The organism is Kitasatospora sp. MMS16-BH015 (genome assembly GCF_002943525.1).
Lineage (GTDB): Bacteria > Actinomycetota > Actinomycetes > Streptomycetales > Streptomycetaceae > Kitasatospora.
Genome location: NZ_CP025394.1, coordinates 7141096 through 7155999 on the forward strand (window position 1 = coordinate 7141096; position 14904 = coordinate 7155999).

The 14904-nt window shown below is 74.4% G+C and carries 12 protein-coding genes; 8 read left to right on the plus strand and 4 right to left on the minus strand.

Annotated elements, in window-relative coordinates:
* Positions 1 to 192: 192 nt before the first annotated feature.
* From CFP65_RS30435 to CFP65_RS30445, 3 genes are all read right to left on the minus strand, one after another.
* Positions 193 to 2493 (minus strand): cation-translocating P-type ATPase, encoded by a 2301-nt coding sequence (locus CFP65_RS30435; protein WP_104819192.1) that lies wholly within the window; start codon positions 2491 to 2493, stop codon positions 193 to 195.
* A gap of 32 nt (positions 2494 to 2525) precedes the next feature.
* Positions 2526 to 3506 (minus strand): hypothetical protein, encoded by a 981-nt coding sequence (locus CFP65_RS30440; protein WP_104819193.1) that lies wholly within the window; start codon positions 3504 to 3506, stop codon positions 2526 to 2528.
* Positions 3507 to 3650: 144 nt separating this feature from the next.
* Positions 3651 to 3989 carry a metal-sensitive transcriptional regulator gene (locus tag CFP65_RS30445; RefSeq protein WP_104819194.1) on the minus strand — a complete coding sequence of 113 codons (339 nt, stop codon included), beginning with the start codon at positions 3987 to 3989 and terminating at the stop codon, positions 3651 to 3653.
* 197 nt (positions 3990 to 4186) lie between these two features.
* On the opposite strand from CFP65_RS30445, the gene CFP65_RS30450 reads away from it, so the two are divergent.
* The 5 genes from CFP65_RS30450 (at position 4187) to CFP65_RS30470 (ending at position 9122) form a co-directional block, all read left to right on the plus strand.
* Positions 4187 to 5635 (plus strand): MFS transporter, encoded by a 1449-nt coding sequence (locus CFP65_RS30450; RefSeq protein WP_104819195.1) that lies wholly within the window; start codon positions 4187 to 4189, stop codon positions 5633 to 5635.
* A 105-nt stretch (positions 5636 to 5740) separates the two neighbouring features.
* On the plus strand, positions 5741 to 6100 hold the full coding sequence (locus CFP65_RS30455; protein WP_104819196.1) for a BlaI/MecI/CopY family transcriptional regulator: 360 nt from the start codon (positions 5741 to 5743) through the stop codon (positions 6098 to 6100).
* A gap of 34 nt (positions 6101 to 6134) precedes the next feature.
* A complete protein-coding gene (locus CFP65_RS30460; RefSeq protein ID WP_158702435.1) occupies positions 6135 to 7016 on the plus strand; it encodes a M56 family metallopeptidase in 882 nt (293 codons plus the stop codon).
* Between the two features lie 118 nt (positions 7017 to 7134).
* Positions 7135 to 8169, plus strand: a complete 1035-nt coding sequence (locus tag CFP65_RS30465) for a C40 family peptidase (RefSeq protein WP_104819198.1) — start codon at positions 7135 to 7137, stop codon at positions 8167 to 8169.
* A 44-nt stretch (positions 8170 to 8213) separates the two neighbouring features.
* Entirely contained in the window at positions 8214 to 9122 is a 909-nt protein-coding gene (locus CFP65_RS30470; RefSeq protein WP_104819199.1) for an aminoglycoside phosphotransferase family protein, read from the plus strand.
* 61 nt (positions 9123 to 9183) lie between these two features.
* Here CFP65_RS30470 and CFP65_RS30475 read toward each other — a convergent pair whose 3' ends face one another.
* Positions 9184 to 10551, minus strand: coding sequence for a cytochrome P450 (locus CFP65_RS30475; protein ID WP_104819200.1), 1368 nt, complete (start codon positions 10549 to 10551; stop codon positions 9184 to 9186).
* Positions 10552 to 10866: 315 nt separating this feature from the next.
* On the opposite strand from CFP65_RS30475, the gene CFP65_RS30480 reads away from it, so the two are divergent.
* From CFP65_RS30480 to CFP65_RS30490, 3 genes are all read left to right on the plus strand, one after another.
* Positions 10867 to 11376 carry an NUDIX domain-containing protein gene (locus CFP65_RS30480; protein ID WP_104821234.1) on the plus strand — a complete coding sequence of 170 codons (510 nt, stop codon included), beginning with the start codon at positions 10867 to 10869 and terminating at the stop codon, positions 11374 to 11376.
* A gap of 82 nt (positions 11377 to 11458) precedes the next feature.
* Positions 11459 to 13198, plus strand: coding sequence for a prenyltransferase/squalene oxidase repeat-containing protein (locus CFP65_RS30485; protein WP_104819201.1), 1740 nt, complete (start codon positions 11459 to 11461; stop codon positions 13196 to 13198).
* Between the two features lie 220 nt (positions 13199 to 13418).
* A complete protein-coding gene (locus CFP65_RS30490; RefSeq protein ID WP_104819202.1) occupies positions 13419 to 14882 on the plus strand; it encodes a cytochrome P450 in 1464 nt (487 codons plus the stop codon).
* The last annotated feature ends 22 nt before the right edge of the window (positions 14883 to 14904 follow it).

Here is a 14904-nt window from a genome sequence, read left to right on the forward strand (position 1 = left end):
CAGAAGGAAACGTGGGTATTTCGAAACCTACTGTTCCCAGTGGCAACGCTGGTTCAGGGGAAATGCCCGATTCCTTGTTTCGCCGTGTTACGTGATGTGGCCCGACCGCGAAATTACTAAGGAATATGGTAGATCGCCGAATGCGCCTGAAGGCCGGACCATGACGGTCCGGCCCCCAGGGGTGACGGGTGCTCAGCGGTTGTCGGGCAGAGCCGCGAAGCTGCGCAGCCGGAGGCTGTTGGAGACCACGAAGACCGAGGAGAAGGCCATCGCGGCGCCCGCGATCATCGGGTTGAGCAGGCCGGCGGCGGCCAGCGGGAGGGCCGCCACGTTGTAGGCGAAGGCCCAGAAGAGGTTGCTCTTGATGGTGGCGAGGGTCTTGCGGGAGAGGCGGATGGCGTCGGCGGCGATCCGCAGGTCGCCGCGGACGAGGGTCAGGTCGGCCGCCTCGATCGCGGCGTCGGTGCCGGTGCCCATCGCCAGGCCGAGGTCGGCCTGGGCCAGTGCCGCCGCGTCGTTGACGCCGTCGCCGACCATCGCCACCTTGCGGCCCTCGCCCTGCAGGCGCTTGACCACGCTCACCTTGTCGGCGGGCAGCACCTCGGCGATGACCTCCGCGATGCCCACCTCGGCGGCCACCGAGCGGGCCACCGTCTCGTTGTCACCGGTGAGCAGCACCGGGGTCAGCCCGAGCGCCTTCAGCCGGCGGATCGCCGCCGCCGAGGTCGGCTTGACCACGTCCGAGACCACCAGCACGCCCCGGGCCCTGCCGTCCCAGCCGACCGCCACGGCGGTGCGGCCCTCGGCCTCGGCCGCCGCCTTGGCCGCCGTCAGCTGCTCGCCCAGCGGCTGGCTCCACTCCTCCAGGAGGCGGGTGCGGCCGACCAGCACCGCGTGGGTGGTGTCACCCTCGCCCGCCACCACGCCCTGCACGCCCAGGCCCTCGACGTTGGTGAAGCCCTCCACCTTGGGCAGTGCGCCGATCTTCTGGGTGGCGCCCTTGGCGATCGCCTGGGCGATCGGATGCTCGGAGGCGTCCTCCAGCGCGCCGGCCAGCCGCAGGATCTGCTCGGCGTGCTCCCCGTCGGCCGGGACGACCTCGGCCAGGGTCATCTGACCGGTGGTCACGGTGCCGGTCTTGTCCAGCACCACGGTGTCGATGCCCTGCGAGGACTCCAGCACCTCGGGGCCCTTGATCAGGATGCCCAGCTGCGCACCGCGCCCGGTGCCGACAATCAGCGCGGTCGGCGTGGCCAGCCCGAGGGCGCAGGGGCAGGCGATGATCAGCACCGCGACCGCCGCCGTGAACGCCGAGGCGATGCCCGCCCCGGTGCCCAGCCAGAACCCGAGGGTGGCCACGGCCAGTGCGATGACCACCGGCACGAAGATGCCCGAGACCCTGTCGGCGAGCCGCTGCACCTCGGCCTTGCCGTTCTGCGCGTCCTCCACCAGCCGGGCCATCTGGGCGAGTTGGGTGTCCGCCCCGACCCGGGTGGCCCGCACAAGCAGCCGGCCGCCCGCGTTCACGGTGGCTCCGGTCACGCCGTCACCGGGGGAGACCTCCACCGGCACCGACTCGCCCGTCAGCATGCTCGCGTCGATCGCCGAGGTGCCCTCGGTGATGATGCCGTCGGTAGCCACCTTCTCGCCCGGGCGCACCACGAACACGTCCCCGACGGCGAGTTGCGAGACCGGCACCCGCTCCTCCCGGCCGCCGCGCAGGATCGCCACCTCCTTGGAGCCGAGCTCCAGCAGGGCCCGCAGCGCGGAGCCGGCCTTCCGCTTGGAGCGCACCTCGAAGTATCGGCCGGCCAGGATGAAGGTGGTGACGCCGGCCGCCGCCTCCAGGTAGATGTTGCCCGCGCCGTCGCTGCGCCCGATGGTCAGCTCGAACGGGTGGCGCATGCCGGGCGTGCCGGCGGTGCCGAGGAAGAGGGCGTAGAGCGACCAGCCCATCGCGGCCAGCGTGCCGACCGAGATCAGGGTGTCCATGGTGGCCGCGCCGTGCCGCAGGTTCTTCCAGGCGGCCCGGTGGAACGGCCAGGCGCCGTAGGTGACCACCGGGGCGGCCAGGGTGAGCGAGGCCCACTGCCAGTACTCGAACTGCAGCGCCGGGACCATCGCCAGCAGGATCACCGGCACCGAGAGCACGATCGAGGTGACCAGCCGCTCGCGCAGCGGGCGGGTCGGGTCCTGGGCGTCATCGGCGGCGGTCTCGGCCGGGCCGCCCTCGGCGGCGGGCGGCGGCGGGAGGAAGGCCTGGTAGCCGATCTTCTCCACCTCGGCGACCAGATCGGCCGGGGCCACCGTGCCCGCGTAGCTGACCTTGGCCTTCTCGGTGGCGTAGTTGACGGTGGCGGTGACGCCCTCGAGCTTGTTCAGCCGCTTCTCGATCCGGGCCGCGCAGGAGGCGCAGGTCATCCCGCCGATCTCCAGCTCGATCTGTTCGGCCTTGGTCACCACGGCCGTGGTGTCGTGCGTCGCGGAGCTCATCGCCCCTCCTTGCGGGGTGTGGTCGGTGCGGGTCAGTGGTGGTGGGCGTGCTCGTCGGCCGCCGGCGCCGGGCCGGTCGGCTCGCCCGCGTGGGCGGTGAAGGCCGCGGTGTGCACGGTGTCGCCGTGCTTGAAGTCCAGGAAGAGCCGGTAGTCACCGGTGGTCGGCGCCGTCACGTAGAAGGTGATGCCGGGGCCGGCCGGGGTCCGGCCGTCGCCCGGGGCGCCCTCGGGGTGCACGTGCAGGTAGGCGAGGTCGCCGTCGCGCAGGGCGACCAGGTGCCCGTAGGCGGCCAGGTACGGCTGGAGGTCGCCGACCGGCTTGCCGTCCTTGCTGACGCTCAGGGTCACCTTGCTGCTGCGCCCGGCCTCCAGCCTGCCCTCCAAGGTGACGGTGTATCCGTCGATCTCGTAGCTCGCGGAAGCGGCCGGGAGCGGCTTCGGCTGGTAGTCACCGGCGGCCGAGAGGTCCGCCCCGAGGGTCATCGCCGGGCCGCCGGCCACCTGGAAGTCGGTGAACATCCGGTACTGGCCGGGCTCCGGCAGGGTCAGCGGGTAGTGCCAGGTGCCGTCCGCCGCGAGGGAGGGGTGCACGTGGAGGAAGTCGGTGAGGTCGCGCCGCACCACGATCAGGTGCAGATCCTTCTCGTGGGTGGCGGCGTACTGCGTGATCGGCTTGCCGTCGGGGCCGCGCAGGACGAAGGCCAGGTCCTGGGGCTGACCGGCCCGGAAGACCCGGGTCAGCGGTTCGAGGGAGTAGCCGTGCTGGGCGATCATCAGTCCTCCTGGGACGTCCTCGGCCGCGGCGCTCGCGCCGTGGCCGCTGTGCTCTTCGCTCGGGGTGCCGGAACTCGTCCCGTCGTGGTCCATCGAGCCCATCGGGTCCGTCGCGGCGTGGGCGGCGGGCTTGCCGGTGTCGCCGACCGGGCCGACGGCGTGGCCGATCCCGGCCGCCGCGCCGAGCACGACGGCGAGGCCCAGGGCGAAGCTGCTGAGTTTGGCGGGGGTGTTCACGGGGGGCTCCTTGCTGCGGTGACCTGCGGCGTTCCGGTGGCGACCGGGGCGGCGGGTGCCTGCGGCGTTCTGTGGGGTGCTTGCGCTTCCCGGGCGGGTGCCCGCGCTGCTCGGACGGGTGCCCGGGCTGCTCGGTGCCGGCGGTCAGGACCGGAGCAGGCGGGCGATCGCGGCGGAGGCCTCGCGCAGTTTGGCGTCGGCCACCGGGCCGCCCGCCGTCGCGGCCTCGGCCAGGCAGTGGTTCATGTGCTCGTCCAGCAGGCCCAGGGCGACGGCCTGCAGCGCCTTCGTGGTGGCCGAGACCTGGGTCAGGATGTCGATGCAGTAGGTGTCGCTCTCGACCATCCGCTGCAGGCCGCGGATCTGGCCCTCGACCCGGCGCAGCCGCTTCGTGTACTCGCCCTTGGAGCCGATGTACCCGACGGTGGCCGTGGTGTCGGCCGCTGCGCCGTGCGCCGCGGTGGTGATCGCCGTGCCGCTCATGCCGTGCCCTCCGATCGTCCCGTGCTCGCCGCCCGTGGGGGCCGATAACCAGAAGGTACCCCCAGGGGGTATCAAGCGCAAGTACCCCCCGGGGGTTTGTGTCAGGGCGAGGCGAAGCGGTGTCGCCCGGCTCGATCGAGTGCTATCTTCCTTCGCAGATACCTGCCTACATACCCCCAACCGGTATGGAGTACCTGATGTCCTCTCCCGGAACCTCCCCCAACTCCCGCAACAGTGCGGCACTCTGGCTCATCGCCGCGGCCCAGTTCATGGTCATCATGGACACCTCGATCATCGGCGTGGCCCTGCCGAAGATGCAGGGCGACCTGGGCTTCACCCAGGGCAACCTCTCCTGGGTCTTCAACGCCTACGTGGTCGCCTTCGGCGGGCTGCTGCTGCTCGGCGGCCGGCTCTCCGACCTGTTCGGAGCCCGCAGGCTGTTCAGCACCGGCTGGGCGATCCTGGCCGTCGGCTCGCTGACCGCCGGTCTCGCGGGCAACGTCACCGTCGAGCTGATCGGCCGCGCCGTGCAGGGCGCGGGCGCCGCGCTGATCGCGCCCGCCGCGCTCACCCTGCTGATGATGCTCTTCGGGCACGACCCCAAGCAGCTCACCCGGGCCTTCGCGCTCTACGGCGCCGCCGCCCCCGCCGGTGGCACCGCCGGCGTCTTCCTCGGTGGCGTGATCACCGAGTACATCAGCTGGCCCTGGGTGTTCTACATCAACATCCCGGTCGCGGTCATCGCCCTGATCGGCACCCCGCGCGTGATGCCCGCCGCCACCCGTCGCAGTGGCGGCATCGACCTCTTCGGCGCGCTCACCGTCACCGCCGGCCTGGCCCTCGCCGTGTACGCCATCGTCCGTGCACCCGACGTGGGTTGGGGCTCCGCCCAGACCTGGCTGGTGCTCGCGGCGGCCGTCCTGCTGCTGATCGTCTTCGTGGTGATCCAGTCCCGCCGGTCCGAGCCGCTGATGCGCCTGGCGATCTTCAAGGCGCCCAATCTGGCCGGGGCCAACGTGGCCCAGCTGCTGCTGGCCGGGGCCTGGATCCCGATGTGGTTCTTCCTCAACCTCTACCTCCAGCAGGTGCTCGGCCTCGGGGCCTTCCCCTCCGGCGCGGCGCTGCTGCCGATGACCGTGGCCATCATGCTCATCATGATCACCACGGCGCCGAAGCTGATCGCCAGGTTCGGCCCGAAGCCGCTCGTCGTGGCCGGCCTGTTCATCCTGGCCACCGGCCTGGTCTGGCTCTCCTTCGCCCGCCCGGACGGCAACTTCTGGGTGGACGTGCTGCCCGCCTCGCTGGTCGCCGCGATCGGCATGGCCGTCGCCTTCATCCCCTCGCTGGGCACCGCCATCTCGGCCGCCCGCCCCGAGGAGGGCGGCCTGGCCTCCGGCATCGTCAACACCAGCTACCAGGTCGGCTCCGCGCTCGGCCTGGCCGCGATGACGGCCGTCGCCGCCTCCTACGGCGCCGACAAGCTCGGCGACGTCACCTCGCTGACCGACGGCTTCTCCGCCGCCTTCCTCGGCGCCGCCGCGATCGCCGTGGTCGGCGGCCTGCTCGCCGTGGTGCTGCTGCGCAGCCCGAAGCCGGGGGCCGAGCAGTCGGCCGAGGCCGTGGCGGCCGAGCCGGCCCAGGTCTGAGTCCGTGCCGCATCGGGGGTGCGGGGCCCGCCGGGGCCCCGCACCCCCGCGTGCCGCGACGGATAGGCTGGGGCGGCCGTGGACGGACCGGAGGAAGGTGGGGGCGTGCGAGGCTTCGGCCAACTGGAAGCGGAGATCATGGAACGGCTCTGGGCCTGGGGGCGCCCGGCCAGCGTCCGGGAGGTCGTCGACGACCTCAACCTGACCCGCCCGGTCGCGTACACCACGGTCAACACCGTGGCCGACATCCTGTACACCAAGGGCTGGCTGACCCGCCACAAGGAGGGCCGGGCCTGGATCTACCGGCCCACCCGCTCCCGCGAGGCCCACAGCGCCGACCTGATGCACGAGGCCCTCGGTGAGAGCGGCGACCAGCAGGCTGCCCTGCTCCTCTTCGTCGAGGGCATCGACGCCGAACAGGCCCGCGTCCTGCGCGACCTGCTCGACCGGGGGAAGGGCGCATGACCGCCCCGGCCGTGCGTACGGCGGGGTGGGCCCGGTGACCGTACCCGTGCTGTTGGTGGGCTTCCTGCTCGCGGTCGGGTGGGTGCTGCCCGGGCGGCTGGCCGGGGCCCGGTGGGCCGCCCGGATGCCCCGGGTGGCCGTGGGCGCCTGGGCCGCGCTGATCAGCGCCGGGGCGGTCGGGGTGGCGATGCTGCTGCACTGGGGCGTGACCCCCGCGCACCGGTCGGAGACCCCGCTCGGGTGGCTGCTGCGGCGCGGCGCCACGCCCACCGAGGGGATCGCCGGGCACGTCGAGGCGCTGCTGCTCGCGCTCGCCGCGCTGGCCGTGCCCGCCACCGTGGTCGCCGCCGGCTGGCGCCGGGCGGCCCGGGCCCGGGCCCGGCACCGCGCCACGGTCGACCTGGTGGCCCGGCGCGAGAGCGAGTGGTGGGTGCTGGAGGAGGAGCGGGCGGCGGCCTGGTGCGTGCCCGGCCGGGGCGGCCGGATCGTGCTGACCCGGGGTGCGCTCACCCGGCTCTCGGCCGCCCAGCGCGAGGCGGTGCTCGCGCACGAACGTGCCCACCTGGCCGGCCGTCACCACCTGCTCACCAGCGGCGCCGCCGCCCTCGGCCGGGCCCTGCCCTGGCTCCCGGCCGCCCGGGCCGCCGCCGCACAGGTGCCCCTGCTGGTGGAGATGGCGGCCGACGACACGGCGCTGCGCAGCTGCGGCCGCCGCACCCTGGCCGAGGCCCTCGCCCTGGTCGCCACCGCCTCGACCCCCGCCGCCGGCCTCGGCGCCGGCGGCCACGCCGTGGTCACCCGGGTCCGCCGCCTGCTCGCCCCGGCCGCCGCCCTCCCGCGCACCGCCCAACTGCTCGGCTGGACGGCGGCCCTGCTGCTGCCCGCCGTCCCGGTCCTGCTGGCCTGCGGTCCCTGAGCGGTCCGGGTACCCGGGGTGGGGTTCCTTCCGGCGGCGTGATCTACTAAGTTCCTTGGAAGTCGACGCGCCTGCCGCGCCGCTCCGCCGATGCCGCCTGCCCGAAGGAGCCCGAGCAATGGGGAACCGTCGTAAGCCGAACCCGCCGAGCCGGGCCCGCCTGGCCGTGGTGACGGCGGTGGCCGGGGGCGGGTTCCTCGCCTCGGCGGCCACCGCGCACGCCGAGCCCACGCCCGGGCTGGCCGAGGTGAAGGCGCAGGTGGAGCAGCTGAACGAGGAGGCGGAGGCCTCGATCGAGCAGTACAACGGGCTCCAGGAGAAGCAGCGCAACCTCCAGGAGGACGCGGGCCGCCTGCAGGACCGGGTGGCGCGCGGCCAGGAGCAGATCAACCAGCTCCGGACCAGGCTCGGCGCGCTGGCCGCCGAGCAGTACCGCACCGGCGGCATCGACCCCACGCTCAGCCTGATGTTCACCGCCGACCCGGACGCGTACCTGGACGGCGCCTCGCTGCAGGGTGTGGCGGCCGGCACCCAGACCGACGCGCTCAAGCAACTCAAGGCCGAGCAGGCCAAGTTGGACCAGCAGCGGGCGGAGGCCGCCGAGGTGCTGGCCCAGGTGGAGAGCGGCAACGCCAAGCTCGCCACCCAGAAGCAGGGCATCCAGGACCGGCTGGCCAAGGCCCAGGCCCTGCTCGGCCGGCTCTCCGCCGCCGACCGCGCCAGGATCAACGCCCAGGAGGACGCGGCCGGAGCCGCCCGCGCCTCCCGCTCCGACAGCCGCACCCCGTACACCGGCCCGGCCACCGGCCGCGCCGCCGACGCGCTGCGCTTCGCCTACGCCCAGCTCGGCAAGCCCTACCAGTGGGGCGCCACCGGCCCGGGCGCGTACGACTGCTCGGGCCTGACCGGCGCCGCCTGGCGAGCCGGCGGAGTCAGCCTGCCCCGGGTGTCCCAGGCCCAGTGGAGCGCCGGCCAGCGGGTGGCCAAGTCCGATCTGCAACCCGGTGACCTGGTCTTCTTCTTCTCCGACCTGCACCACGTCGGGATGTACGTCGGCGACGGCAAGATGATCCACGCCCCGCGCACCGGCAAGAACGTCGAGATCATCCCGATGAGCTACATGCCCGACTACATGGGCGCCGTCCGCCCCTGAAATCCACTGGCGCGGGCGCCCGCAGGGCGGGCAGGCTCGGGGGCGTGACTCTTCATGCGAACGAGATCCCCGTGGACGAGGCGGTCGTGCGGGCGTTGCTGCGGGAGCAGCGGCCGGAGTGGGCCGAGCTGGCGGTCGCGGCGGCCGGGGCCGGGACGGACAACCGGATGTACCGGCTGGGCACGGAGCTGCTGGTCCGGCTGCCGCGGACGGCGGAGAACGCCGAGGCCGTCCGGAAGGAGCAGCGCTGGCTGCCCCGGCTGGCCCCGCACCTGCCCTGCCTGGTGCCCGAGCCGCTGCACGAGGGCGCCCCGGGGGCGGCCTTCCCGCTCGCCTGGTCGGTTTACCGGTGGATCGACGGCGCGGTGGTCGGGCCGGATTCGGTGACCGACTGGGCCACCTTCGGGGCCGAACTCGCGTCGACCGTCCGGCAGTTGCATGAGGCGCCGCTGATGGGGGCGGTGCGCGGCGGCGAGCTCGGCTGGTACCGGGGCGGCGCACCGGCCGCCGTCGCCGAGCCGTTCGCCGAGTACTTCGCGCAGGCCAGAGACCTTCCCGAGCCGGTGCCGGGCCTGGACCGGCTGTGGGAGATCTGGCGGCGCGGCCTGGAGCTGCCCGCGCCGGCCGGCCGCCAGGTCTGGCTGCACGGCGACCTCAAGCCCTCCAACCTGCTGGCCCGGGAGGGTCGGCTGCACGCCGTGATCGACTTCGGCGGCCTCTCGGTCGGCGCCCCCGACGCCGAGCACGCCACCGTCTGGGACCTCCCGGCCGAGGCCCGGGCGGCGTACTGGGCGGAGCTGCGCCTCGACCGGGCGACCTGGCTGCGCGCCCGGGCCTGGGCGGTGGGCATCGGGATCGGCGGGGTCACGTACTACTGGGACCGCGACCCCGCCTTCGCCGCCGAGTGCCTGGCCCGGCTGCGGTCGGTGCTCGACTCTCCCGAGGGGTGGTGACCCGACCGGGGGAGCCGGTGCCGGAGTCGGTGCCGGAGCCTGCGTCGGAGCCGGGGAACGCCTAGAGCGGCCGGATGGCCGCCCGCAGTCGGCCGACCGGGTGCATCACCACGCCGTAGAAGGTGTCCTGCGGCAGCTCCTGGAAGTCCAGGTCGTAGGCGGTGAGCAGGAGTTCGAGCAGGGCGGCCATCTCGCGGTAGCTGAACTGCTGCCCCAGGCAGGCCCGGGCGCCCAGGCCGAACGGGTAGAACGCCCCCAGCCGGGCCGGCCGGCGGCCCGGCTCGATGAACCGCCACGGGTCGAACTGCTCCGGCTCGGGCCAGAGTTCGGCCCGGCGGTGGGTCAGGTACGGGCAGCTCAGCACGTGGCTGCCCGCCTCGATCCGGTACCCGCCCACGGTGTCCTCCGCCGCCGCGTACCGGGGGATCAGCCAGACGGCCGGGTGCAGCCGGAGCGTCTCGTTGATCAGCGCGTGGACCATCTCCTGCCGCTGCTCGGGTGATCCGGTGCGGCAGACGGCCAGCGCGCGCTCGCGCACCTCCGGGTGCCGGGCGAGCCGGAGGAAGAGCCAGGTGAGGGTCTTGGCCGTGGTCTCGTGCCCGGCCACCAGCAGGTTGACCAACTCGTCCCGGATCAGCCGGTCGGTGTACTCGGGCTTGGTGCGGGCCGCCTCCAGGAGCAGCCGGAGCAGGCCGCCGGGCGTCGGGTCCGCCTCGCCCGGTGCGCCCGCCTCGCTCGCGGCCAGTCGGGCCCGGGCGGTGTCGATCGCCCGCGCGCAGGCGGCGTCGATCCGGGCCAGGGCGGCGGTGACCTCGGCCTGGTCGGCCGGGGCGGTGGCGGTGAGCGCCGAGAGGGTGGCCACCACCAGGTTGACGGCGTCCAGCTCCGCGCGGGTCTCCTCGTCCAGCGGATCGCCGGTCAGCGTGCGCCAGATGGTATCCAGGGCGAAGAACTGCATGTCGGCGTCGATGTCGGTCGGCCGGCCGGCGGCGGCCAGCGCGGCCCAGTGCCGCTCGGTGCGCTGCGCCGCCTCGGTGATCCGCTGCTCCCACTGGCGCAGCCCGACCGAGGTGAACTGGCTCTGCAGCAGCCTGCGTTGCTGCTTCCAAGCCTCGCCGGAGGCCGAGATCACCCCGGCGCCGAGCAGCAGCCCGGCCCGGTGCGACTGCTTGACGTAGCCGTCCGGGTGCTGGGCCAGCACGTGCTGCACCTGCTCGGCGCCGGTCACCAGTACGGTCCGCCGCTCGCCGAGGGTGAAGGCCGCCAGCGGGCCCAGTTCGGCCGCCCGGGTGAGCAGTTCGACCAGCGGGCCACCCCGGGCCTGCCAGGCGGCGACCTCCGCCGCCGGCAGCTCGGGCAGCGGCGCGCCGGGCGGGGAGCCGGGTGAGGATCCGCGCTGGGCGGCGATGCGGTCGGCTGCCGTGGTCATGAGCTCTCCCCAGGTGGGCCCCGGCGCGTCCCGCGACATGGCGCGCGGTGGGGGCGATGACGTGACTCGCCGGATTCTATTCGATACGGTGAGCCACGGGTGATCTTGGCGGGCCGTCATGGCCGTCGCCAAGTGCCCCGTGGCGGCCGGAGCTTGGCCGCCCCTCGGAGCCCGCCGGTCGGCTCATCCGGCCATCGCCAGGACAGTTCAGCCGACTTTCCGACCGGCCGCGCAGGTGGTGGCAGCCGGCTCCGGGGGAAGGTGCGGAACGGAATCGTGGACGGGTGACGCCGGGTGGCGGATCAACAAGTGGACGTGGCACGGCAACGGCTCGGCGTCGAGGAGTCGGTGGACTACGTCGATGCGGCGGACCGGGTGGTGCGGCGCGGCCCGCGCGGGCGGGCCGCCGAGGTCGGTCTGTACTACCGGGTGGCCGCCACCGTCTGCCGGGAGGGCGCGGACCGGGTGCTGGTCTACCGCCGCCCGGCGGAGGCCGCCGTCTACCCGGGCTGCCACGACGTGCTGATCGGCGGAGCCGTCCGGACGGGGGAGAGCTACCGGGCGGCGGCCGAACGGGAGTTGGCCGAGGAGCTGGGCATCCGCCCGGCCGTCCGCGAGGTGTACCGCACCCGCTGGGACTCGCCGGTCGGCCCGTGCTGGCTGGCCGTCCACCAGGCGCAGCTCGACGGCGCCGCACTGCGGCCGCAGGAGGCCGAACTGGCCTGGTGCGCCCTGGTACCCACCGCCCGGGTGCTGGCGGGCGAGCTCCGCCCGTTCGTGCCGGCCGGGCGGGAGGCGCTGCACCGCCTGCTCGGCCTCGGCTGAACCGCCGCCGCGTACCGGGGGAGCCGTGCCTTGTGTGTGGGGGGCGGGGGGAGTTCTGCCGTTCAGCTACCGGAAGGCTCTGATGAGCATCTCGCCACCCCTGACCGCCGCCGCCCCAGCTCGGGGGAGGCGGGCCGAGCGCTGGCGGCGCTGCCTCGACCGCCTGGCCGAGCGGGTCGGCGGGCGGGTCGGCGCGGACGGGCTGGTGAGCGCCCCCTGCGAGAGCCGGGTGCTCGAATCGGCGCTCCTGCTCCACCTGCTCACCGTCGAGGAGGCGCACCCCGCCGCCCGCGAGCGCCTGACCCGCTACCTCAAGACCACCCTCGACCTCACCCCGCCGGACGCCGTCCAGACCGCCGCCGCCCGGGCCGCCCTCGGCGAGGCCGTCCCCGGCGACGCCTACGCCGTCCGGGCCCTGGGCGGTCCGGCCGTCCCGGCCCAGACCAAGGACCCCGCCGGTGGGCGCGAGAGCTGGTCCCTTGACTCCTTCGACCACTTCACCGCCGACCGCAAACGGGTGATGTTCCGTACGCTGCTGGCCGAACTCGGCGCGGTCGACCACCACCCCACCCCACCGGGGCTCTTCGCGAGCGGGGGCCAACAGAGCTGGCTGCAGCTGGAGATGACGGCCCTCAAGGTCTTGGCTCGCCACGGCGCTGCGCCTGGTGGCTCCGCAGGGGCCGGCGGGCTCTCCGAGGCGGAACTGGCCGCGCTGGCGCCGGCGTTGCGGCCCGGGCCGGTCTGGGAGGGGAACCACCTGGCCCGGCTGGTCGGCCTGGCCGCGCTCCGCAAGCACCCGGCGCAGCGGCAGGCCGTGCGGGCGGCGCTGGACCGGGTGGTAACCGATCTGCGGCCGGACGGGGGCCTGCCGTTCGTCACCGGCCTGGACGTGTTCGCCACCGCCATCGCGGGCCTGGCCCTGGCCGGCTCCACCCGCCCGGCCGGCCTGCTCGCCCGGATGGGCGAGGGGCTGGCCGCCCGGCAACACCCCGACGGCGGCTTCGGCTTCACCCGCGGCGTGGACCAGAGCGACGTGGACGACACCTCGTACGCCGTCGAGTTCCTCCGCGCGCTCACGGCCGTCCCGGCGGCATCCCACCCCGACGGAGCCCTGACCGTCCCGCCCAGCCGCACCCCCACCCCCGCCGCCAAGCCCACCCCCGCCGCCAGGTCCAGGCTCACCGCACCGCTCACCGCACCGCTCACCGCGGCGCTCGCCGCCGCCGAGCAGTACCTGCTCGCGCAGCAGAACCCGGACGGCGGGATGCCGACCTTCGCACGCGGGTGTCCGTCGGAGACGGCGATGACGGCGGCGGCCGTGAATGCGCTGGCGCCCGAGCCGCGGCACCGGGCGGCCGTGGACCGGGCGCTGGGCTTCCTGGCCGGGCAGGCCGAGTCGCAGGCCACCTCGGCCTTGCTGGAGCGGAGTTGGAGCCGCAACGTCACCAATGTGGTGTTCCGGGCCGTGCTCGCCTGTGAGGCGGCGGCGGAGCCGGGGGAGTACCGGGGGCTGCGGCGGCGGCTGCTCTCGCACCTGGCCCGGGGGCAGAACGAGGACGGCGGCTGGGGGCACCAGGCCGGCGATCCGAGCGATCCGATCAGCAGCGCGTACGCGGCCATCGCGCTCAGCCGCAGCCCGAGCCGGGCCGACCGGCTGGCCCGCTGCCTCGACTACCTGGCCGACTGCCAACTGCCGTGCGGGGGTTACCGCAGCCGGCCGGACCAGGCCGGGCCCCGGCCGCTGCTGTACGACGTGCCGGTGCTGGCCGAGGTCTGCGTGCTGCTCGCCCTCGCGCACGCGCTCGGGCCGGAGCCGCGCTGAGGGCGGTCGAGCGGGTGTGTGCGTTCACACCTTCGTACGCGCGCTCGGGCCGAGGGCCGCCGGGCGGGTGAGTGCGTTCACTCGTTGGGGTCGGCGGCCGGTCGCGGCTTGTGGCGGGTCTGGCGGGCGAGGTTCGATCGGTGGCCCGTCCGGCGTCGGCCGGTCGAGGGTGATGACGACGGTCGCTCGGGAACGACGATCAGGAAGCAGGGGGTGAGCCGTGGGGTGGCGCTGCGCCGCAGGTCCGGCCGGGTCGACGGCTGCCCGCCAGCCGGCTGCCGCTCCCGGTGCGCTGCCGCTGCTGGGCCACGCCTGGCCGTTGCTGCGGCACCGGTTGGCCTTCCTGGAGTCGCTGCGCCAGTACGGCGCGGTGGTGCCGATCCGGCTCGGCCCGAGCCGGGCGTACGTGGTGAACGACCCGGCGCTGGTGCGCGAGGTGCTCACCCGGCGGGCGGCCGAGTTCGGGCTCAGCCCGCAGTTCAAGGTGATGCGCCGGATCATCGGCAACGGCCTGCTGGCCACCGACGGGCCGTTCCACCGGGCGCAGCGCAAGCTCATCCTGCCGGCCTTCCAGCACGCGAAGATCGCCGGGTACGCGGCCGCCATGAGCACCCTCACCCGGGCCCGGCTGGAGGGTTGGCGGTCCGGCCGGGTGGTCGACCTGGAGAAGGAGTTCAGCGAGCTCGCCACCGAGATCGCCGTCCGCTGCCTGTTCTCCGCCGGGGTGGACCAGCGCGGGGTGGACGAAGTGGTGGCGGCGCTGCCGCAGTTGATGGCCTGGGCCGGCAGCCGGGGGCTGGACCCGAGCGGGCTGCTCGCCCGGCTGCCGACTCCGCTGAACCGGCGCTTCCGCCGCGCCATGGCCGGGTTGGACCTGCTGCTCGGCGACATCGTGGCCGGCCGACAGGCCGAGGGCCGGGGCGCCGAGGGTCAGGACCAGGTCGGCGCGGACGACCTGCTCTCGATGCTGCTCGCGGCGCGCTACGCGGACACCGGCCGGCCGATGGCCGCCCAGCAGGTGCACGACGAGGCGATGTCCTTCCTGGTGGCCGGCACCGAATCGGTCTCCCGGACGCTGGCCTGGAGCGTCCACCTGCTCTCCCGCGCACCCGAGGTGGCGGCCCGGCTGCGCGCCGAGGTGGACGCGCAACTCGGCTGCCGGATGGCCGGGTTCGAGGACCTCGACCGGCTGCCGTACACCCGGATGGTGCTGCACGAGGCGCTGCGCCTCTACCCGCCGGGCTACCTGATCTCCCGGGCGGCGAAGGTGGCGACCGAGCTGGGCGGCTGCCGCGTCCCGGCCGGGGGCGTGGTGATGTTCTCCTACTACGCGCTCCAGCGCGACCCGGCGGCCTTCCCGGATCCGGCCCGCTTCGACCCCGAACGCTGGCGCGAGGGCGGGCCGCCCGGGGCGGGACGGGAGGCGTTCCTGCCGTTCGGCCTCGGTGCGCACGGATGTCTGGGCGAGGGCTTCGCCTGGTGCGAACTGACCATCGTGCTGGCCTCATTGGCGGCTCGTTGGGAGTTCGAGCCGCTCACGCCCGGGCCGGTGGAGCCGATCCCCACCTTCTCCCTGACGCTGGACGGACTGCCGGTGCGCCTGCGCGAGCGGACCCCGGCCGGCGGTCCGATCACCGGCCAGGCCACCGACCCGCGGGCCGTCGGTCTGACGGCCGAGCCCTGAGTACCGCCCACCACCCTAGGGA